The organism is Klebsiella sp. A52 (genome assembly GCF_018388785.1).
GTDB classification, from domain to species: domain Bacteria; phylum Pseudomonadota; class Gammaproteobacteria; order Enterobacterales; family Enterobacteriaceae; genus Klebsiella; species Klebsiella aerogenes.
In genome coordinates this window covers 1910149-1931790 of the sequence record NZ_CP074437.1, presented here as the reverse complement: position 1 = coordinate 1931790, position 21642 = coordinate 1910149, and the positions used below count along the sequence as shown (strand labels likewise).

At 53.5% G+C, this 21642-nt stretch carries 19 protein-coding genes and 2 tRNA genes; 5 read left to right on the top strand and 16 right to left on the bottom strand.

Translation table 11 applies throughout. From position 1 onward, the window contains the following. Positions 1 to 80: 80 nt before the first annotated feature. From pnp to KGA69_RS09080, 8 genes are all read right to left on the bottom strand, one after another. Positions 81 to 2216, bottom strand: coding sequence for a polyribonucleotide nucleotidyltransferase (gene pnp, locus KGA69_RS09115; RefSeq protein ID WP_045394938.1), 2136 nt, complete (start codon positions 2214 to 2216; stop codon positions 81 to 83). 241 nt (positions 2217 to 2457) lie between these two features. Beyond that, positions 2458 to 2727, bottom strand: coding sequence for a 30S ribosomal protein S15 (rpsO, locus tag KGA69_RS09110; RefSeq protein WP_045394940.1), 270 nt, complete (start codon positions 2725 to 2727; stop codon positions 2458 to 2460). Positions 2728 to 2875: 148 nt separating this feature from the next. Then, positions 2876 to 3820, bottom strand: coding sequence for a tRNA pseudouridine(55) synthase TruB (gene truB, locus KGA69_RS09105; protein ID WP_045394942.1), 945 nt, complete (start codon positions 3818 to 3820; stop codon positions 2876 to 2878). Continuing rightward, positions 3820 to 4221 (bottom strand): 30S ribosome-binding factor RbfA, encoded by a 402-nt coding sequence (gene rbfA / locus KGA69_RS09100; protein WP_002918248.1) that lies wholly within the window; start codon positions 4219 to 4221, stop codon positions 3820 to 3822. The genes truB and rbfA overlap by 1 nt, the downstream gene beginning before the upstream one ends. A gap of 105 nt (positions 4222 to 4326) precedes the next feature. Then, entirely contained in the window at positions 4327 to 7017 is a 2691-nt protein-coding gene (gene infB, locus KGA69_RS09095) for a translation initiation factor IF-2 (RefSeq protein ID WP_015703597.1), read from the bottom strand. 24 nt (positions 7018 to 7041) lie between these two features. After that, entirely contained in the window at positions 7042 to 8529 is a 1488-nt protein-coding gene (gene nusA / locus KGA69_RS09090; RefSeq protein ID WP_015369524.1) for a transcription termination factor NusA, read from the bottom strand. A gap of 27 nt (positions 8530 to 8556) precedes the next feature. Continuing rightward, positions 8557 to 9009 carry a ribosome maturation factor RimP gene (rimP, locus tag KGA69_RS09085; protein WP_015703598.1) on the bottom strand — a complete coding sequence of 151 codons (453 nt, stop codon included), beginning with the start codon at positions 9007 to 9009 and terminating at the stop codon, positions 8557 to 8559. 206 nt (positions 9010 to 9215) lie between these two features. Beyond that, a tRNA-Met gene (locus tag KGA69_RS09080) sits at positions 9216 to 9292 on the bottom strand. Positions 9293 to 9598: 306 nt separating this feature from the next. On the opposite strand from KGA69_RS09080, the gene argG reads away from it, so the two are divergent. The 3 genes from argG to KGA69_RS09065 all read left to right on the top strand — a co-directional run bounded on the left by argG (position 9599) and on the right by KGA69_RS09065 (position 12465). Beyond that, complete coding sequence (gene argG, locus KGA69_RS09075) at positions 9599 to 10942, top strand: argininosuccinate synthase (RefSeq protein ID WP_015369521.1); 1344 nt, start codon at positions 9599 to 9601, stop codon at positions 10940 to 10942. Between the two features lie 170 nt (positions 10943 to 11112). Next, entirely contained in the window at positions 11113 to 11742 is a 630-nt protein-coding gene (locus KGA69_RS09070) for a winged helix-turn-helix transcriptional regulator (RefSeq protein ID WP_045394944.1), read from the top strand. Between the two features lie 171 nt (positions 11743 to 11913). After that, on the top strand, positions 11914 to 12465 hold the full coding sequence (locus tag KGA69_RS09065) for a YfaZ family outer membrane protein (RefSeq protein WP_045394946.1): 552 nt from the start codon (positions 11914 to 11916) through the stop codon (positions 12463 to 12465). A gap of 38 nt (positions 12466 to 12503) precedes the next feature. On the opposite strand, the gene KGA69_RS09060 is transcribed toward KGA69_RS09065, so the two are convergent. The 7 genes from KGA69_RS09060 to rlmE all read right to left on the bottom strand — a co-directional run bounded on the left by KGA69_RS09060 (position 12504) and on the right by rlmE (position 18886). After that, the gene (locus KGA69_RS09060; protein WP_380379404.1) at positions 12504 to 12866 is read right to left on the bottom strand and encodes a hypothetical protein; all 363 of its coding nucleotides are present in this window, start codon (positions 12864 to 12866) and stop codon (positions 12504 to 12506) included. A 183-nt stretch (positions 12867 to 13049) separates the two neighbouring features. Then, positions 13050 to 13136, bottom strand: a tRNA-Leu gene (locus KGA69_RS09055). Positions 13137 to 13145: 9 nt separating this feature from the next. Next, a complete protein-coding gene (secG, locus tag KGA69_RS09050; RefSeq protein ID WP_015369517.1) occupies positions 13146 to 13475 on the bottom strand; it encodes a preprotein translocase subunit SecG in 330 nt (109 codons plus the stop codon). Positions 13476 to 13702: 227 nt separating this feature from the next. Further along, the gene (glmM, locus tag KGA69_RS09045; RefSeq protein WP_213293018.1) at positions 13703 to 15040 is read right to left on the bottom strand and encodes a phosphoglucosamine mutase; all 1338 of its coding nucleotides are present in this window, start codon (positions 15038 to 15040) and stop codon (positions 13703 to 13705) included. Further along, positions 15033 to 15881, bottom strand: a complete 849-nt coding sequence (folP, locus tag KGA69_RS09040) for a dihydropteroate synthase (protein ID WP_045394950.1) — start codon at positions 15879 to 15881, stop codon at positions 15033 to 15035. The genes glmM and folP overlap by 8 nt, the downstream gene beginning before the upstream one ends. 341 nt (positions 15882 to 16222) lie before the next feature. Further along, the gene (gene ftsH / locus KGA69_RS09035; protein ID WP_015369514.1) at positions 16223 to 18157 is read right to left on the bottom strand and encodes an ATP-dependent zinc metalloprotease FtsH; all 1935 of its coding nucleotides are present in this window, start codon (positions 18155 to 18157) and stop codon (positions 16223 to 16225) included. A 99-nt stretch (positions 18158 to 18256) separates the two neighbouring features. Then, positions 18257 to 18886 (bottom strand): 23S rRNA (uridine(2552)-2'-O)-methyltransferase RlmE, encoded by a 630-nt coding sequence (rlmE, locus tag KGA69_RS09030; RefSeq protein WP_008806638.1) that lies wholly within the window; start codon positions 18884 to 18886, stop codon positions 18257 to 18259. A gap of 123 nt (positions 18887 to 19009) precedes the next feature. Here rlmE and yhbY point away from each other — a divergent pair, with 123 nt between their 5' ends. Next, positions 19010 to 19303 (top strand): ribosome assembly RNA-binding protein YhbY, encoded by a 294-nt coding sequence (yhbY, locus tag KGA69_RS09025; protein WP_002918374.1) that lies wholly within the window; start codon positions 19010 to 19012, stop codon positions 19301 to 19303. Between the two features lie 152 nt (positions 19304 to 19455). On the opposite strand, the gene greA is transcribed toward yhbY, so the two are convergent. Continuing rightward, complete coding sequence (greA, locus tag KGA69_RS09020) at positions 19456 to 19932, bottom strand: transcription elongation factor GreA (RefSeq protein WP_045394952.1); 477 nt, start codon at positions 19930 to 19932, stop codon at positions 19456 to 19458. 235 nt (positions 19933 to 20167) lie between these two features. Here greA and dacB point away from each other — a divergent pair, with 235 nt between their 5' ends. Next, positions 20168 to 21601: a serine-type D-Ala-D-Ala carboxypeptidase gene (dacB, locus tag KGA69_RS09015; protein ID WP_213293017.1), complete on the top strand. Its 1434-nt coding sequence runs from the start codon at positions 20168 to 20170 to the stop codon at positions 21599 to 21601. Positions 21602 to 21642: the final 41 nt, after the last annotated feature.

Here is a 21642-nt window from a genome sequence, read left to right as displayed (position 1 = left end):
TGAACGTCCAGTTCCCCGGCTGCAAAAAGGCATCCTGCCCGGAATAGACCCTCCGCCGAAGCGGAGGGCAATCGGCAACCTTACTCGCCCTGCTCTGCGGCCGGAGCTTCCGGCGCGGTAGCTGGCTGAGTCTGCTCAGTTGCTTCTTTAATGCTCAGACGTACGCGGCCCTGACGGTCAACTTCCAGAACCTTAACCGGTACTTCCTGACCCATCTGCAGGTAATCAGTCACTTTCTCAACGCGCTTGTCAGCGATCTGAGAGATGTGAACCAGACCTTCTTTACCGCCGCCGATGGCAACGAATGCGCCAAAGTCAACGATGCGGGTCACTTTACCATTGTAGATACGGCCAACTTCGATCTCAGCGGTGATCTCTTCGATACGGCGGATAGCATGCTGCGCTTTGTCGCCGTCGGTCGCTGCGATCTTCACGGTACCGTCATCTTCGATTTCGATGGTGGTGCCGGTTTCTTCGGTCAGAGCACGGATAACAGAACCGCCTTTACCGATAACGTCTTTGATCTTGTCCGGGTTGATCTTGATGGTGTGGATACGCGGTGCGAATTCGGAGATGTCGCCGCGCGGCGCGTTAATCGCCTGTTCCATCACGCCCAGGATGTGCAGACGCGCACCTTTAGCCTGGTTCAGAGCAACCTGCATGATTTCTTTGGTGATACCTTCAATTTTGATATCCATCTGCAGCGCAGAGATACCGTCGCGAGAACCCGCAACTTTGAAGTCCATATCGCCAAGGTGGTCTTCGTCACCCAGAATGTCGGACAGTACGACGAAGTTGTCGCCTTCTTTCACCAGACCCATTGCGATACCCGCAACGGCGGCTTTCACCGGCACGCCAGCGTCCATCAGCGCCAGAGATGCGCCACAGACGGAAGCCATGGAAGAAGAACCGTTGGATTCGGTGATCTCAGATACCACGCGAACGGTGTACGGGAATTCGTCGATTGTCGGCATTACGGCCAGAACGCCGCGCTTAGCCAGACGACCGTGACCGATTTCACGACGCTTCGGAGAACCCACCATGCCAGTTTCGCCTACGGAGTACGGAGGGAAGTTGTAGTGGAACAGGAAGGAGTCCGTGCGCTCGCCCATCAGTTCGTCGATGTTCTGCGCGTCGCGTGCGGTACCCAGAGTCGCGGTAACCAGCGCCTGAGTTTCGCCGCGGGTAAACAGTGCGGAACCGTGAGTACGCGGCAGTACGCCGGTACGAACGTCCAGACCACGGATCATGTCTTTTTCGCGGCCATCGATACGCGGCTCGCCTGCCAGTACGCGGCTACGAACAACGTTTTTCTCGATGGCGTGCAGGATTTCACCCAGTTCGTTGGCGTCCAGGGTTTCATCTTCAGCAACCAGCGTAGCGATGGTTTCAGATTTGATGACGTCAACCTGAGCGTAACGCTCTTGTTTGTCGGTGATACGGTAAGCATCGCTCAGGCGGGATTCAGCCAGCGCAGCAACGCGCGCGTTCAGCGCTTCGTTGACCGCTTCCGGCTGCCAGTCCCAACGTGGTTTACCGGCTTCTTTCACCAGATCGTTGATGTTCTGAATAACAACCTGCTGCTGCTCGTGGCCAAAGACCACCGCGCCCAGCATCTGGTCTTCGCTCAGCAGTTCAGCTTCGGATTCAACCATCAGTACGGCCGCTTCGGTACCGGCAACCACCAGATCCAGTTTGCTGGATTTCAGCTCTTCCTGGGTTGGGTTCAGTACGTACTGGTCGTTGATGTAACCCACGCGAGCGGCGCCGATTGGGCCATTGAACGGAATACCGGACAGAGACAGCGCTGCGGATGCGCCGATCATCGCGACGATATCCGGGTTAACCTGCGGGTTAACGGAAACAACGGTCGCGATAACCTGAACTTCGTTAACGAAGCCTTCCGGGAACAGCGGACGAACCGGGCGGTCAATCAGACGCGCGATCAGGGTTTCGCCTTCGCTTGGACGGCCTTCACGACGGAAGAAGCCACCCGGGATTTTACCGGCAGCGTAAGTACGCTCCTGGTAGTTAACAGTCAGCGGGAAGAAGTCCTGGCCCGGTTTCGCTTTTTTCTGACCCACAACGGTAACGAATACCGCGGTGTCATCCATGCTAACCATCACAGCGGCCGTTGCCTGGCGCGCCATCATGCCGGTCTCCAGGGTTACGGTGTGTTGGCCGTACTGGAATTTACGAACGATCGGATTAAGCAAAATTCTATCCTTTTATCTAAATATGACGCCATATCCACGATATCGCGCCTGATGACCCGATCCTCTGCATCCTCGCGACTAATGACAACCTTTACCCGCCCCTGCGGATGAAGCCTCTCATTAGCCGCGCGAACCTCTGCATGAAGATCATTAATAGCAACAATACATGAGTTTTTAATGAATTGCTGCCGCCCGGTCGAAAAAAGGGGCCGTGAGGCCCCTTTTTCTGAAACTCGCAGAATTAGCGACGCAGACCCAGACGCTCGATCAGCGCGGAGTAACGTGCAACATCTTTACGTTTCAGGTAGTCGAGCAGTTTACGACGCTGAGAAACCATGCGCAGCAGACCACGACGGCTGTGGTGATCTTTTTTGTGCTCTGCAAAGTGACCCTGCAGGTGGTTGATCTGTGCAGTCAGCAGTGCAACCTGAACTTCAGTAGAACCGCTGTCGTTTGCGCCACGACCGAACTCAGAAACGATTTGTGCTTTAGCTTCAACGCTTAGAGACATTTTCAAACTCCAAAATTATAAGTAAAGAAAGGGTGCCGATCTCTAATTCAGCAACCCCTGATGCAACGCCCGAAAATGTTAAAACACTTTAGCGGACGTTAAGCGGCGATATTCTACTCGTAGCAGGCTTTTATCGCAACAAAAGCGCTCACTGCGGGTATTCCACCACCAGACGACGGGGCGCGACGCGGCCTTCATCGTCGATTTCGCCCATGCCGAGGAACTTGCCGGACTCGCTTTCCATCACCCGCACCAGCCCGTTAAGCGGCGCGCCTGACTGACGAACCGGATTACCGTTCTTAAAGTAGACCGCGGAAGTTTCTGGAATATGAACCAGCGGGTAATCCGAAGCCGGGCTGTCCATCGGCATCAGCAGCGGATCAAGCAGTTGCGCGGCAGGAATATCCTGCGCCGCCGCCTGTTCGACCAGCGCCTGCAGCTGCTCCAGGGTCACCATCCGCTCGACCGGGTATTTGCTCACCGCCAGGCGACGCAGGAAAATCACGTGCGCGCCGCAGCCAAGTTTCTCACCCAAATCATCGATAATCGTACGGATGTAGGTGCCTTTCGAGCAGTGGATCTCAAGCTCCAGTTCATCGCCTTCATGGCGAATAAACAGCAGCTCATAGACCGTAATCGGCCGGGCTTCACGCGGAACCTCAATGCCCTGACGAGCGTATTCGTACAGTTTTTTACCCTGATACTTCAGCGCCGAGTACATCGACGGCACCTGCTGAGTCTCGCCGCGGAAGCTATCCAGCGCCGCCGCCAGTTGTTCTTCGCTAAAGGTTAGCGGGCGTTCTTCCACCACCTGACCATCGGCGTCGGAGGTATCCGTACGCTGGCCAAGTTTGGCGATCACGCGATAACGCTTATCGGAGTCCAGCAGATACTGGGAAAACTTAGTCGCTTCGCCAAGGCAAACCGGCAGCATACCGGTCGCCAGCGGATCCAGCGCGCCGGTATGCCCAGCGCGGTTGGCGTTATAAATACGTTTTACTTTCTGCAGCACATCGTTGCTGGAGGCGCCCTGAGGCTTATCCAGCAGCAATACGCCGTGCACGTCGCGGCCGCGACGACGAGGACGACTCATTAGTCCTCCTTGCTGTCGTCCGGGTTAACACGACGCTCATCGTCGTGTTTCACCACGCTGGTAACCAGGTTGGACATGCGCATCCCTTCGACCAGCGAGTTGTCGTAGAAGAAAGTCAGTTCCGGCACGATGCGCAGGCGCATCGCTTTGCCCAGCAGAGAGCGGATAAAGCCAGAGGCTTCCTGCAGCGCTTTGATGCCCGCTTTCACCGCGGCTTCATCTTTGTCGTTGAGGAAGGTGACATACACTTTGGCATAGGCCAGGTCACGGGACATTTCCACGCCGGAAACGGTGGTCATCATGCCCAGACGCGGGTCTTTGATTTCACGCTGCAGGATGATGGCAATTTCTTTTTGCATCTCCTGGGCCACGCGCTGCGGGCGACCAAATTCTTTCGCCATAATAAATTCTCCAGAATAAAGACAAAAAAGGGGCCAAAAGCCCCTTTTTAAAATTATTGCCGGGTGGCGCTTCGCTTACCCGGCCTTCGCATAGCTATCTGACGATTAATCGATGCTACGCTGGATTTCGATGATTTCGAACACTTCGATCATATCGCCAACGCGAACGTCGTTGTAGTTCTTCACGCCGATACCACATTCCATGCCGTTACGGACTTCGTTAACGTCATCTTTGAAGCGGCGCAGGGATTCCAGCTCGCCTTCATAGATAACCACGTTGTCGCGCAGGACGCGGATTGGGTTGTGACGTTTAATCGTACCTTCGGTAACCATACAGCCCGCGATGGCGCCGAATTTCGGCGATTTGAAGACATCACGCACTTCAGCCAGACCGATGATCTGCTGTTTCAGTTCCGGAGACAGCATGCCGCTCATCGCTGCTTTCACTTCGTCGATCAGGTTATAGATGACGGAGTAGTAACGCAGATCCAGGCTTTCTGACTCGATAACTTTACGTGCGGAAGCATCGGCACGAACGTTGAAGCCAACCAGAATCGCGTTGGAAGCGGCAGCCAGGGTCGCGTCGGTTTCGGTGATACCACCTACGCCGGAACCGATGATCTTCACTTTAACTTCGTCGGTAGACAGTTTCAGTAAGGAATCGGAAATCGCTTCGACAGAGCCCTGCACGTCCGCTTTCAGCACGATGTTCACTTCGTGAACTTCGCCTTCGGTCATGTTAGCGAACATGTTTTCCAGTTTAGATTTCTGCTGGCGAGCCAGTTTAACTTCACGGAATTTACCCTGACGATACAGCGCAACTTCACGCGCTTTTTTCTCGTCACGAACAACGGTAACTTCATCACCCGCCGCCGGAACGCCGGACAGACCGAGGATTTCCACCGGAATGGACGGACCCGCTTCCAGCACTTCGCGACCCAGTTCGTCACGCATCGCACGTACGCGGCCATATTCAAAGCCACACAGTACGATATCGCCCTTATGCAGAGTACCTTCGCGAACCAGAACGGTAGCTACCGGACCACGACCTTTATCCAGGAAGGATTCGATGACCGCGCCGCTCGCCATACCGTTACGTACCGCTTTCAGTTCGAGAACTTCAGCCTGCAGCAGGATTGCGTTCAGCAGGTCGTCGATACCGGTACCGACTTTCGCTGATACTGGGATGAACTGCGCTTCACCGCCCCACTCTTCCGGCATCACGCCGTACTGGGAGAGTTCGTTCTTCACGCGATCCATATCCGCTTCCGGCTTATCGATCTTGTTCACTGCAACCACTACCGGCACCTGCGCCGCTTTGGCGTGCTGGATAGCTTCCACAGTCTGCGGCATCACGCCGTCGTCTGCCGCCACCACCAGAACCACGATATCCGTCGCCTGCGCGCCACGAGCACGCATAGAGGTAAACGCGGCGTGGCCCGGGGTATCCAGGAAGGTGATCATGCCGTTGTCGGTTTCTACGTGGTACGCGCCGATGTGCTGGGTAATACCACCCGCTTCGCCGGAGGCAACCTTAGTAGAACGAATGTAGTCCAGCAGAGAGGTTTTACCGTGGTCAACGTGACCCATGATGGTCACTACCGGTGCGCGCGGTTCAGCCGCAGCGCCGGTGTCACGGTCGCTCATTACTGCTTCTTCCAGCTCGTTTTCACGACGCAGGATAACTTTGTGGCCCATCTCTTCGGCAACCAGCTGTGCGGTTTCCTGGTCGATGACCTGGTTGATGGTCGCCATCGCGCCCAGTTTCATCATCGCTTTGATGACCTGAGAGCCTTTGACCGCCATCTTGTTGGCCAGCTCGCCAACGGTGATGGTTTCGCCGATCACAACATCACGGTTAACGGCCTGAGCCGGCTTCTGGAAGCCCTGCTGCAGAGAAGAACCTTTACGATGTTTGCCGCCTTTACCGCCGCGAACGGCCGCACGGGCTTCTTCACGGTCAGCTTTAGATTCAGCGTGTTTGTTGCCTTTCTTCGCCGGACGCGCAGCTTTGCTGTTACGGCCACGGCCGCGACCGCCTTCAACTTCACGATCGTTATCATCTTCAGCCTGACGCGCATGCTGAGAGGTGGTTACGTGGTAGTCGGTCGTTTCTTCTGGGGTTTCCGGAGTTTCACTCCAGTTTTTTTCATTTTCTTCAGCCATACGGCGTGCTTCTTCCGCTACACGGCGCGCTTCTTCTTCAAGTTTGCGGCGTGCTTCTTCTTCCGATTTGCGCTTCAGCTCCGCTGCTTCGTTCTCACGGCGGATCTTTTCAGCCTGGGCGGTCTTGGTCATTTCGTCGGTATGTTGATTGCTCACTTTGTCTTTTTCCGCGGCTTCACGTTTCGCTTTATCAGCGACTTCACGTTTAGCTTGTTCTGCGGCCTCACGTTCAGCTTTTAATTGCGCCTCGCGTTTAGCTGCTTCTTCAGCTTCACGACGGGCCTGCTCTTCCGCTTCACGCTGCGCCTGCTCTTCCGCGGCCAGGCGTTCAGCCTCTTGCGGATCGCGTTTCACAAAGGTGCGTTTCTTGCGGACTTCGATTTGTACCGATTTACTCTTTCCACCGGTACCTGGAATATTTAACGTGCTGCGCGTTTTACGCTGCAACGTCAGCTTGTCAGGCGCCGAGCCGTGTTCACGGTTCAGGTGCGTTAACAAGGTTTGCTTCTCTTGCGCGGTCACAGAATCATCAGCCGATTTGCGAATGCCTGCATCAGCAAATTGCTGTATCAGGCGATCCACAGAGGTCTGAATTTCTGAGGCCAGCGCTTTAATAGTCACATCTGTCATGCTGTTCCTTCCTGCTACAGTTTATTACGCTTCGTCGCCGAACCAACAAATGTTGCGAGCAGCCATGATGAGTTCACCAGCTTTCTCGTCGGTCATACCTTCGATATCAGCCAGGTCATCAACGCCCTGTTCGGCGAGATCTTCCAGCGTACAAACACCACGGGCAGCCAGCTTAAACGCCAGAGCACGGTCCAAACCTTCCAGATTCAGTAAATCGTCGGCAGGTTTGTTGTCTCCCAGGCTTTCTTCCTGAGCCAGCGCCAGTGTAGTCAGTGCGTTTTTCGCACGCTCACGAAGTGCTTCAACGGTCGCTTCGTCAAGGCCGTCGATTTCCAGCAGTTCTTTCATCGGCACATAGGCCAGTTCTTCCAGCGAGGAGAAGCCCTCTTCAACCAGTACGGTTGCGAAATCTTCATCAATATCGAGATATTTGGTGAAGGTATCGATAGCGGCATGGGCTTCAGCCTGGTGCTTAGCCTGCAGGTCATCAACGGTCATCACGTTGAGTTCCCAGCCGCTGAGCTGCGATGCCAGGCGGACGTTCTGACCGTTACGGCCGATCGCCTGCGCCAGGTTGCCTGCTTCTACCGCGATGTCCATGGTGTGTTTATCTTCATCCACCACGATGGACGCGACGTCAGCCGGCGCCATAGCGTTAATCACGAACTGCGCCGGGTTATCATCCCACAGGACGATATCGATGCGCTCGCCGCCAAGCTCGGTAGAAACCGCCTGAACGCGCGCGCCGCGCATACCGACACAAGCGCCAACCGGGTCGATACGCTTGTCATTGGTTTTCACAGCGATTTTCGCACGAGAACCCGGATCGCGGGCTGCGGCTTTGATTTCCAGCACTTCTTCGCCAATTTCCGGCACTTCAATGCGGAACAGTTCGACCAGCATCTCCGGTTTGGAGCGAGTCACGAACAGCTGCGCGCCGCGCGCTTCCGGACGAACGGCGTACAGCACGCCGCGAATACGGTCGCCCGGACGGAAGTTTTCACGCGGCAGCATATCTTCACGCAGGATCACGGCTTCAGCATTGCTGCCCAGATCCAGAGTGATGTTGTCGCGGTTCACTTTTTTCACCACGCCGGTGATGATCTCACCTTCGTGCTCGCGGAACTGATCGACAACCATCGCGCGCTCAGCTTCACGTACTTTCTGTACGATAACCTGTTTAGCGGTCTGCGTAGTGATACGGTCGAAGGTGACAGATTCAATCTGATCTTCAACGTAGTCGCCGACGTTCATGCTTTCATCTTCGTAACGCGCAGCTTCCAGCGTGATCTCGCGGGTAGGTTGAGTCACCTCTTCAACCACCAGCCAGCGACGGAAGGTGTCGAAATCGCCGCTTTTACGGTCGATTTCTACGCGAACGTCGATCTCTTGTTCGTATTTTTTCTTGGTCGCCGTTGCCAGAGCGCTTTCCAACGCTTCGAAAATCTTCTCGCGCGGCAGCGCTTTTTCGTTGGAAACGGCTTCAACAACAGCCAAAATTTCTTTGTTCATCGGGGCCTTTCACCTCAATCCAGACTGTTAAAAGTGGGGAACCAGGTTCGCCTTCTGGATGTTACTCAGCGCGAACACTTCATCTTTGCCTTCGACGGTTACCGTGATCATCTCACCGTCTACCGCTTTGATAATGCCCTGCCATTTACGACGGTTCTGTACCGCCATGCGCAGCACCAGCGAAACTTCTTCACCGGTGAAACGTTGATAGTGTTCAGCAGTAAACATCGGACGGTCGAGACCAGGCGAAGAGACTTCCAGGTTGTAAGCGACGGTGATCGGATCTTCGACATCCATGACAGCACTGACCTGGTGGCTCACATCAGCACAATCATCAACATTGATGCCATCTTCACTATCAATATAGATGCGCAGTGTGGATGTGCGACCGCGAATAAATTCGATGCCGACCAGCTCAAAGCCAAGCGCTTCAACTGGCGCAGTGAGCATCTCTGTTAATTTTTGCTCTAATGTGGACAAACCCACCCCCAAGACATAAAAAAAGGGCGTATAGCCCAGTTATTCTGAAGTCAGATAACAAAAAACCCCGATAAATCGGGGCTTTAGATAACTGAACCCTGAGACCGCAATTGCGATCTGGAACACCTTCCAGAAGAATTCTTTCAAATCCGGCTACGAAGGACCTAGTCCTCACAGTATATTTGAAAAAGTACTTAATGGGAAAGTGGTTGCGGGGGCCGGATTTGAACCGACGACCTTCGGGTTATGAGCCCGACGAGCTACCAGGCTGCTCCACCCCGCGCCTGAAACGTGGCATATTTTACTCTTTCTGAGCAAAAGACGCAAATACTGCTGGGATTTGGTACCGAGGACGGGACATAAAATCGTGGTGAATTGTATCGATAAATCATATATTTTGTCAACATCCATTTTACACCACCCGCTTGCCGTTTATGCTGGCATTTCAGGCTTTTTTAGCAAAATCACCATCAGGCTCTTCCTGTCGCCAGCAAAAGATGATTAAATGAAAACTCACAATTAGTGCATAAAAATGCAAATTTGTTGTTGAGTCGAACTCACCACAGTCTATCTAGCAGGGTTTTATTTTATGACGACGATTCTTAAGCATCTCCCGGTTGGTCAACGTATTGGTATTGCTTTCTCTGGTGGACTGGATACCAGCGCCGCCCTGCTGTGGATGCGTAAAAAAGGCGCGGTTCCTTATGCATATACCGCGAATCTGGGCCAGCCTGACGAAGACGACTACGAAGCCATTCCGCGTCGTGCGAAAGAGTATGGCGCTGAAGGCGCTCGTCTGATTGATTGCCGCAAACAACTGGTGGCGGAAGGTATAGCGGCGATTCAGTGCGGCGCATTCCATAACACCACCGGCGGCTTAACTTATTTCAATACCACGCCGCTGGGCCGCGCCGTGACCGGCACCATGCTGGTTGCCGCGATGAAAGAAGATGGCGTCAACATCTGGGGCGACGGTAGCACCTATAAAGGCAACGATATCGAGCGCTTTTATCGCTACGGTCTGCTGACCAATGCGGAACTGCAGATTTACAAACCGTGGCTGGATAGCGACTTCATTGATGAACTGGGCGGTCGTCATGAAATGTCCGAGTTTATGATAGCCTGCGGCTTCGACTACAAAATGTCTGTCGAAAAAGCCTATTCCACCGACTCCAACATGCTGGGTGCGACGCACGAAGCGAAAGATCTCGAATTTCTCAATTCCAGCGTGAAAATCGTCAACCCGATCATGGGTGTGAAGTTCTGGGATGAAAGCGTAAAAATCGCCGCTGAAGAAGTGACCGTGCGTTTTGAACAGGGCCACCCGGTTGCGCTGAATGGTAAAACGTTCAGCGATGACGTCGAACTGATGCTGGAAGCTAACCGCATCGGTGGTCGCCACGGTCTGGGCATGAGCGATCAGATTGAAAACCGCATCATTGAAGCGAAAAGCCGCGGCATCTATGAAGCCCCGGGGATGGCGCTATTGCATATCGCCTACGAGCGCCTGCTGACCGGTATCCATAACGAAGATACTATCGAGCAATATCATGCTCATGGCCGCCAGTTGGGTCGTCTGCTGTATCAGGGACGCTGGTTCGATTCCCAGGCGCTGATGCTGCGCGATTCGCTGCAGCGTTGGGTAGCCAGCCAGATCACTGGCGAAGTCACCCTTGAACTGCGTCGCGGCAACGACTACTCGATCCTGAATACCGTGTCAGACAACCTGACCTATAAAGCAGAGCGTCTGACCATGGAAAAAGGCGATTCCATGTTTACCGCTGAAGATCGTATCGGCCAGCTGACCATGCGTAACCTGGACATTACCGATACTCGTGAGAAGCTATTCGGCTATGCCCAATCCGGGCTACTCAGCGCGTCTTCCGCCACCGGTCTGCCACAGGTTGAAAACCTGGAAAATCGCGATAAATAAACCGCGAAGCCAAACTCTCCAGCCGGCGCTAACCCGCCGGCTTTTTTATTTCCGCAATAAATCCTAAATCACAACCCTACTTTATCGTTATAGTTTATGGCATCACTATTTTTAATAATCACCATCTATAATTTATCGAATACCTGTACTCTTATACCGAGAGGATCGCAATGAATATTAAACCTCCCGTTCGGCCGCAAGACGCGATCAACCGTCTGATGGCAATGCTGGAACCGCATGCCACGCCAATAAATATGGTCGCAAGGAAAAGGCTTAGCTGGGAATATAAAGGTAAAATCCAGCTCTATCTGTTTAAGAAAGGTGAGTTATCCATTTTTCGCTCATCGGACAGATTACTCATGGTCACCGTCTATGAACCACACCTGTTTGGCGTAGCCGAGATGCTGCAGCCCAGCCGTAGCCACGGCCTTCGCGCGGAAGTCGATACGGAGATCCTGCGGATTGACAGCGACAAAGCCATGCAACTGTTCAGTGAGCATAACATGTGGGAAGAGGTCACCCGGCTACTAGCTTACCACACCTCTTATTTGGTGTATCGCGACGATTTAGTATTACAGCAGCGGACTTATTCGGTCATTCGCAATCACTTAATGGAAATGCTGTTGCTTCCTGAAGAGACTCGTTCGCGGGTATCCATGCTGGAATATATTCAGGACCGCACGCATTTGTCGCGCAGCAGCATTCTGAATGTGCTTTCCGCATTGAAAAAAGGTGGCTATATCGAGTTTGCCCGCGGTGGTTATTTACAGAGTATCACCTCCCTGCCTGAGAAGTTTTAACACACTGCAGTCCCACTTATCGCCTCACGACCATTATTTAAAAATAAACATATAAACGGTAACGGTGGGCGATAAATGCTTTTATTCTGCACATAACTATTAAACCAGAAACCCGTTAATTTTGCCCGAGCGCTCGTATCGGGCATTTTTTTACCCGAAGGAATACGAATAATGAGCATGTTCAGATTGAAATCCATCCTGCTTATCGCCGCCCTGAGCGCCAGCAGCGCCGCCTTCGCTTCCGTTAGTCTTCACGGTGAGGCCGGTTCAGAATTCACCAACTTATCAGCCAGCTTTAATCCACAGGCTCCCGGAATGACCTTTAACGGGAACTGGGCGCATAGCGATAACGATGGCGATACGGTGGGATTGGGCATGGGCTATAACTTTGACCTCGGTCCGTTCCTGCTGACGGCCGGTGGTAAAGCGGTATACCTGAATCCGAACGATGGCGATGAAGGCTATGCGATTGCCCTCGGCGGCGGCGCTCAACTACCGCTTGGCGATTTCTTTACCTTGTTCGGTGAGGCTTATTATTCCCCGGATTCAATGTCCAGCGGCGTTGATGAATACCTTGAAGCCAATGCCGGCTTACGCGTGAATATCATTAAATCCATGAGCATCGAAGCGGGCTATCGCTATATCGATATGGCGGGTAAACATGACCACCGCGATAACGTCCTGGCGGATGGCGCCTATGCGGGTTTCAATTTCCGTTTCTAAGTGCGGCAAAAGGGATTGCCTATCGGCAATCCCTTTTTTTATGCGACAGATGGTATGGTTTTCAGCAGCTTATTAATTTCCTGCAAGCCCGCAATATTGTTCTCTTTACGGTAGACGTCGTTCATCGAAGCCATTTGCTCAAGTTTGGTTAACGCACCGTAGACCTGAAACGCCTCGCTATGCTTATCAAAGACATCCCGTTTATCCACATCCTGTAAATAGTTGCTTTTAAGCGACTGGCTTAACTTGCTGATGAGCAGGTTGTTATCCTGAAAACAGTTAACGACCGTTGATGATTCCGGCGCAGGCACGGAATTATTTATAACCGGCACCTGCAGGGTATTCAACGTGTCTACTGTTTCTGGCGAAGAATTGCTGCTGCATCCGGCCAGGCCCAACATACCGGCAATGATAACTACTTTTAAAGTACGCATGGCGTCACTGAACCTCGTCAAAATTGATGAGGGCGACTTTAGCGATTTCACGGGGATCAAAACCAGCGGAGTGTTGTTTATAAATAAACAACGAATAGAGAGGGACAAAAACAAAAAAAGACGCTTTTCAGCGTCTTTTCTCTGGAATATTGGTACCGAGGATGGGACTCGAACCCACAAGCCCGTTAGGGCACTACCACCTCAAGGTAGCGTGTCTACCAATTCCACCACCTCGGTACAGAATACTTAGTGCGGGATATCGCTGGCCGGCTGAGCCGGTGCGGTTGGCTGAGTCTGCTCAGATTTCGGCGCACTCAGATTATCCCACTCACTTCCTTTATTGGTCTTGTTGCTGTTGATATTACCCAGCGCCAGACTGATGATGAAGAACAGCGCGGCCAGGATGCCGGTCATACGGGTCATGAAGTTACCAGAACCGCTAGAACCAAACAACGTGCCAGAAGCGCCTGCTCCGAAGGAGGCTCCCATGTCAGCGCCTTTACCTTGCTGCAGCATGATCAGGCCAACAAGGGCAATCGCTACAATAAGGAAAATTACTAAAAGAGCTTCGTACATAATCAACCTGTTCCTTGCGGATTCGCCGCATACCAAGTGCTTCACCAATAAAGCGGGACGTTTTAATATTTCCCACTGAAGCGGGTGTGAATACTAACCAAAGCGAATAACCTTCGCAAGGGCAATTTTGGTGTATTGTATCAACTGCGGAAAAAAACAGCAAAAAGCGTTTTTATATGCTTAAAAAGGCAGCAACAGCCGCCTTTTTAATCACTTAGACGCGATAGTTATACGCTTTTGACCGCATCGGCGATACGGTGGGCAAATTCCTTCACCTGCGCTTCATGCTCGCCTTCAACCATCACGCGAATCAGCGGCTCTGTGCCAGATTTACGCAGCAGCACGCGTCCACGGTTCCCCAGCGCAGCCTCAACTTCGGCAGTGACCGCTTTTACGCTGTCATGTTCCAGCGGGTTGCCGCTGCCTTCGGTAAAGCGTACGTTGACCAGAATCTGCGGGAACATTTTCATACCGCTGCACAGATCGTGCAGGCTCATATGATTACGCACCATCGCCGCCACCACCTGCAGGCTGGCGACAATGCCATCGCCGGTGGTGGTTTTGTCCAGCAGAATCACGTGGCCGGAGTTTTCCGCGCCGATACGCCAGCCTTTTTCCTGCAGTTTTTCCAGCACGTAGCGGTCACCCACTTTCGCACGGGTAAACGGAATGCCAAGTTGCTTCAGCGCCAGCTCAAGACCCATGTTGCTCATCAGCGTGCCGACTGCGCCACCGCGCAGCTGACCCTGACGCAGACCCTCACGGGTGATAATATAGAGGATCTGATCGCCATCGACTTTATTACCTTCATGATCAACCATGATGACGCGATCGCCATCGCCGTCGTAGGCAATACCCAGATCGGCTTTTTCCGCCAGCACGCGTGCCTGCAGCGCGCGGACGTCGGTTGCGCCGACCTCTTCGTTAATATTTAGCCCATCAGGCTCACAGCCCATCGCGATAACCTGTGCGCCCAGTTCACGGAATACATTCGGCGCAATGTGGTAAGTCGCGCCGTGGGCGCAATCCACCACTACCTTCAGCGAACCGAGGCTCAGCTCATTCGGGAAAGTGCCTTTACAGAACTCAATATAGCGGCCTGCGGCATCGACAATACGGCTGGCTTTCCCAAGCTCAGCGGAATCAACGCAGGTCAGCTCTTTTTCCATCTCTGCTTCAATTGCTTCTTCGACGTCATCCGGAAGCTTAGTGCCTTCGATGGAGAAGAATTTAATACCGTTGTCGTAGAAAGGGTTATGAGAGGCAGAGATGACGATTCCCGCTTCAGCGCGGAAGGCGCGGGTCAGATAAGCGATTGCCGGCGTCGGCATAGGGCCGGTAAATGAGGCGGACAAGCCCGCAGCCGCCAGGCCAGCTTCCAGCGCGGATTCCAGCATGTAGCCAGAAATTCGCGTGTCTTTGCCGATAATGATTTTACGTGAACCATGGCGCGCGAGCACTTTGCCGGCCGCCCAACCCAGTTTCAGCACGAACTCAGGCGTAATAGGTGCGTCGCCAACGCGGCCACGAATACCATCGGTGCCAAAATATTTGCGGTTACTCATAACGTTTATTTTCCTTAGCGGCCAGGGTGGCTTCCACCACGCGCAGCGCTTCTACCGTTTCTTTGACATCATGGACGCGAATTATCTGCGCGCCCTGCATTGCAGCAATGACTGCGCAGGACAAGCTGCCGCTCAGCCGTTCCGACGGCCCTACGTTCAACAGCTGACCCACCATCGACTTACGCGACATCCCCACCAGCAGCGGGAGGCCAAAATGATGGAACTCCCCTAGTCGGGCAAGCAGTTCATAGTTATGGGAAAGATTTTTACCGAATCCGAATCCCGGGTCGAGCAACAATTTTTCTTTTGCGATCCCCGCCTGTTCGCAGCGCACAATGTGTTCAGCAAAAAAACGGTCAACATCGGCAAAAACATCTTCGTACTTCGGCGCTTCCTGCATCGTTTTCGGCTGCCCCTGCATATGCATCAGGCACACCGGTAGCCCGGTTTGCGCGGCGGCCTGCAGGGCGCCAGGCTCGGTTAATGAACGGATATCGTTAATGATATGCGCGCCAGCGCGCGCGGATTCGCGGATGACCTCGGCTTTCGAGGTATCAACCGAGATCCAGACTTCAAAACGCTGTGCAATTGCCTCAACCACCGGGATCACCCGCGCCAGCTCTTCCTCGACGCTGACTTCCGCCGCGCCAGGCCGGGTTGATTCACCGCCGATATCAATAATAGTCGCCCCGGCGTTAATCATCAGGTTGGCATGCTTAACCGCTTCAATCAGTGAATTGTGGCTGCCGCCATCGGAGAAGGAATCCGGCGTAACGTTAAGGATCCCCATCACATGCGGATGGGAGAGATCGAGCGTTGACCCCTGGGCGTGTAATTGCATGTTTTCTTTCCGCTATGGTTTGTACAGTTGTCGTTCGGACAGGATTCGGCCCGTACCATCTTAGAGATTCTGACGGTGACATCATTCAATTCCTCAAAAGGAATAATGAAGCGCCGGCGTTTAAATATTCAAAAAATGAATATTATCAGACAGACGATGCATCCGCGCGTGTTGCAGCCGCCTCCATCCCGAAAACATTTTACGCGATGGACGATAGCATGCCATCGCTATAGTTATGTTCCGAAAGAGGAACGCTGAAGACCGGCACATAAAACAAAAGGGCCGCAGCGGATTAGGCTGCGGCCCTTATTAGTCAGAGCGCTTTGGCAAAGCGTGGAGGCTTATTTGTCGCCCAGCTGTTCCGACATGGTATTACCCGGATTCGGCGTACGCGGTTCATCAACCGGACGCGGCGCCGTCGGGGTGCCATTGTTGCCAGAGTTATTAGAAGAACCCGGTTCTTCCCAACCCGCCGGCGGACGAACATCGCGACGAGCCATCAGGTCGTCAATCTGCGGCGCATCGATGGTCTCATATTTCATGAGCGCATCTTTCATCGCGTGCAGAATATCCATGTTGTCGTTCAGCAGCTGGCGAGCACGACCATAGTTACGCTCAATCAGCGATTTCACTTCCTGGTCGATGATACGCGCGGTTTCATCAGACATATGCTTCGCTTTCGCGACGCTACGGCCGAGGAACACTTCGCCCTCTTCTTCGGCATACAGCAGCGGGCCGAGTTTGTCAGAGAAGCCCCACTGGGTAACCATGTTACGCGCCAGGTTAGTCGCAACTTTAATATCGTTGGACGCGCCGGTAGAAACATGTTCCGCACCGTAGATAATTTCTTCCGCCAGACGACCGCCGTACAGGGTGGAGATCTGACTTTCCAGTTTCTGACGGCTGGCGCTGATAGCATCGCCTTCCGGCAGGAAGAAGGTCACACCCAGCGCACGGCCGCGCGGGATAATCGTCACTTTGTGTACCGGATCGTGCTCAGGTACCAGACGGCCGATAATCGCGTGGCCCGCTTCGTGGTACGCGGTCGATTCTTTCTGCGCTTCCGTCATCACCATGGAGCGACGTTCCGCACCCATCATGATTTTGTCTTTCGCTTTTTCGAACTCAACCATCGAGACGACGCGTTTGTTACCACGGGCAGCAAACAGGGCAGCTTCGTTCACCAGGTTCGCGAGGTCAGCACCGGAGAAGCCAGGAGTACCACGAGCAATAATTGCCGCGTCGATATCCGGCGCCAGCGGTACGCGACGCATGTGAACTTTAAGGATCTGCTCACGACCACGAACATCCGGCAGACCAACGACAACCTGACGGTCAAAACGGCCAGGACGCAGCAGTGCCGGGTCCAGAACGTCCGGACGGTTAGTCGCGGCGATAACGATGATACCTTCGTTACCTTCGAAGCCGTCCATCTCAACCAGCATCTGGTTCAGGGTCTGCTCACGCTCATCGTGACCACCGCCAAGACCGGCGCCACGCTGGCGACCGACGGCGTCGATTTCATCGATGAAGATGATGCAAGGCGCTGCTTTCTTAGCTTGTTCGAACATGTCGCGTACGCGAGACGCGCCGACACCCACAAACATTTCTACGAAGTCAGAACCGGAAATAGTAAAGAACGGCACTTTTGCTTCGCCGGCGATAGCTTTCGCCAGCAGCGTTTTACCGGTACCCGGAGGGCCGACCATCAGGACGCCTTTCGGGATTTTACCGCCCAGCTTCTGGAAACGGCTCGGTTCGCGCAGATATTCAACCAGCTCGCCTACTTCCTCTTTCGCTTCGTCGCAACCGGCAACGTCAGCAAAGGTGGTTTTGATCTGGTCTTCGGTCAGCATTCGGGCCTTGCTCTTGCCGAAGGACATCGCGCCCTTTCCGCCGCCGCCCTGCATCTGACGCATAAAGAATATCCAGACGCCGATCAGCAGCAGCATCGGGAACCAGGAAATGAAGATGGAAGCCAGCAGGCTTGGTTCTTCCGGCGGTTCGCCAACTACTTTGACGTTTTTAGTCAACAGGTTGTCGAGCAGCTTCGGATCGTTAACCGGAATGTAAGTCGTGTAACGGTTACTATCTTTCTTGGTAACGTTGATCTCACGTCCGTTGATACGCGCTTCGCGAACCTGGTCCTGATTGACCTCTTGCAGGAAGGTAGAATAATCCACCTTGCGGCCATTCGACTCGCTGGGCCCAAAGCTCTGGAATACTGACATCAGCACAACGGCAATGACCAGCCAGAGTATTAGGTTTTTCGCCATGTCACTCAAGGGATTAACCTCTTATTACAACTGTGTTAAAAACAGCGTCAGGATACTCTATATCCAGCGTCTTTCAAACTTTCGTTTGAAATCTACCGGTTATGGTTTACGCCCGGTCGCTACAATATACACTTCACGCGAACGAGCGCGGGAAGAGTCCGGCTTACGAACTTTGACCTTCGTAAACAGGGAGCGAATTTCTCTAAGATACTCATCGAAGCCTTCGCCCTGGAACACCTTCACAACAAAACTACCACCTGGCGCTAATACATCACGAGACATTTCAAGCGCCAGTTCTACCAGATACATAGCCCGGGGAATATCCACCGCCGGTGTTCCGCACATATTCGGCGCCATATCGGACATGACAACTTGTACTTTACTGTCGCCTACTCGCTCAAGTAACGCTTTCAGGACTAATTCATCACGAAAGTCGCCCTGAAGGAAGTCCACACCGACGATTGGATCCATTGGTAAAAGATCGCAAGCGATGATGCGGCCGCTGTTTCCGATCTGCGTAACCGCGTATTGCGACCAGCCACCGGGTGCAGCGCCAAGGTCGACTATCGTCATCCCCGGCTTAAAAATCTTGTCACTTTGCTGTATTTCATCAAGTTTAAACCAGGCACGGGAACGTAACCCCTTTTTCTGTGCCTGTTGAACATATTTATCGCTAAAGTGTTCCTGAAGCCAGCGGCTTGAGCTGGCAGAACGCTTTTTACCTGTCATTTAACATTCCCATTCGGGTTCATCGTACTTTACTGCGTAAAAATCGACGCGGTAGTTTGGCGATATATGGGAGATGGCGGTAGAATGACCCGTTTTCAATCCCAACGTAAGCAAAAAAATACGATGAATCTGAGTACTAAACAAAAACAGCACCTGAAAGGTCTGGCACATCCGCTCAAGCCGGTAGTTATGCTTGGCAATAATGGTTTGACCGAAGGGGTACTGGCCGAGATCGAACAAGCGTTAGGGCACCATGAGCTCATCAAGGTGAAGATCGCCTCAGAAGATCGCGAAACTAAAGCCTTGATCGTGGAAGCCATCGTGCGTGAAACCGGCGCCTGTAACGTACAGGTCATCGGTAAAACGCTGGTTCTGTACCGCCCAACGCCAGAGCGTAAAATCTCGCTGCCACGCTAAGAATATCCTGAATCCCGACACAACATTGTGTAAAACGAGGGATTTCTGTGGCCAGGCGAGCAAAATGCCATGCTCCTGACGTTGATAAAAGGCCGCTATGCGGCCTTTTTCCTTTCTTTACAATCTATAAACATCGTAGCGGGAAATACGCCTTACAGGTACTCAACCTTGGTAATTTCGTATTCCACTTCACCACCCGGGGTACGGATAGTGACGACATCATCCTGCTCTTTGCCAATCAGACCGCGGGCGATCGGTGAATTCACAGAGATGAGATTCTGTTTAAAATCCGCTTCGTCATCGCCCACGATACGGTAAGTCTGCTCTTCGTCGTTATCCAGGTTCAGCACACTGACCGTGGAGCCGAAAATCACGCGGCCATTATTCGGCATCTTAGTGATATCGATAACCTGCGCATTCGACAGTTTTGCTTCGATATCCTTGATACGACCTTCGCAGAAGCCCTGCTGTTCACGGGCAGCGTGGTATTCCGCGTTCTCTTTCAGATCGCCGTGCTCACGCGCCTCGGCGATAGCAGCAATAATCTCTGGACGACGTACGGACTTCAGGAAATCCAGTTCTTCGCGCAGTTTCTCTGCGCCACGTAAGGTCATCGGAATAGCTTGCATTTGTTATACCTCTTTATCATTCCTTCATGGAACGGACGGAGTCGTTCCGCCATCGGTCACGTCTTAGCCATGGCCGAAGCAAAAAGAAAACCGACCCGGGAAACACTCCCCAGGTCAGCAGCAATTTTCAATTTGATACGCATTTTACCCTGAAGTTCACTATGGGTCATCGTTTACTTTACAGGGTGATGCACCGTAGTATGACGGCTTGGTTTCAGGTTGTTAGCGCGAGATTATGCGATTTCCCAGATTTATCATCGGATTGACTGCCGGTATAGCGCTTAGCGCTCAGGCCGCGAATATTGACGAGTACATCAGTCAGCTTCCTGCTGGCGCGAACCTTGCCTTCATGGCGCAGAAGGTTGGCTCCCCGACGCCGGAGATAGACTTCCACAGCCAACAGATGGCGCTGCCTGCCAGTACCCAGAAGGTGATCACCGCGCTGGCGGCGTTGCTGCAGCTGGGGCCGGACTTCCGCTTCACCACGACGCTGGAAACCAAAGGCTCGCTTGACGGCGGTGTGCTGAAAGGCGACCTGATTGCCCGCTTCGGCGGCGATCCGACGCTAAAGCGTCAGGATATCCGCAACATGGTGGCGTCGCTGAAAAAAGCCGGCATACAGCGCATTGAAGGCAATGTGCTTATCGATACCTCGGTTTTCGCTAGCCACGATAAGGCCCCCGGCTGGCCATGGAATGACATGACGCAGTGCTTCAGCGCCCCGCCAGCGGCAGCGATTGTTGATCGTAACTGTTTCTCCGTCTCACTCTATAGCGCGCAGAAACCCGGCGATTTGGCCTTTATCCGCGTGGCCTCTTACTATCCGGTCACCATGTTCAGCCAGGTGCGGACGCTCGCCCGCGGCTCCGCAGAGGCGCAGTATTGCGAGCTGGACGTCGTACCAGGCGATCTTAACCGCTACACCCTCACCGGCTGCCTGCCGCAGCGCAGCGAGCCGCTGCCGCTGGCGTTCGCCATTCAGGACGGCGCAGGCTATGCAGGCGCGATCCTGAAAGCTGAGCTCACCGATGCGGGTATCACCTACAGCGGCACTCTCTTGCGCCAGACCCTGGCTAACGATCCGGGCACCGTGCTGGCGACGACCCAATCGGCGCCGTTGCACGATCTTCTACGCATCATGTTGAAGAAATCCGACAACATGATTGCCGATACGGTGTTTCGTACTATCGGCCACGCGCGAATGGGCGTGCCAGGAACCTGGCGCGCCGGTTCCGACGCGGTGCGGCAAATTCTGCGCCAGCAGGCGGGTATTGATCTCGGTAACACGATTATCGCCGATGGCTCAGGCCTGTCCCGGCACAATCTTATCGCGCCGGCGACGATGATGCAGGTATTGCAGTACATCGCTCAGCACGATAACGAGCTCAACTTTATCTCGATGTTGCCGCTTGCCGGGCACGATGGTTCGCTGCAGTATCGCGCCGGTCTTCATCAGGCGGGCGTTGACGGTAAGGTTTCGGCGAAGACCGGTTCGCTGCAGGGGGTATATAACCTGGCAGGTTTCATTACCACCGCCAGCGGGCAAAAGATGGCCTTCGTGCAGTATCTCTCCGGCTATGCGGTGCCGCCGAGCGACCAGCGCAACCGCCGCATACCATTGGTGCGCTTCGAAAGTCGACTGTATAAAGATTTGTACCAGAACAACTAAAACAAAAGGGCCGCATCAGATGATGCGGCCCTTTTTACTCA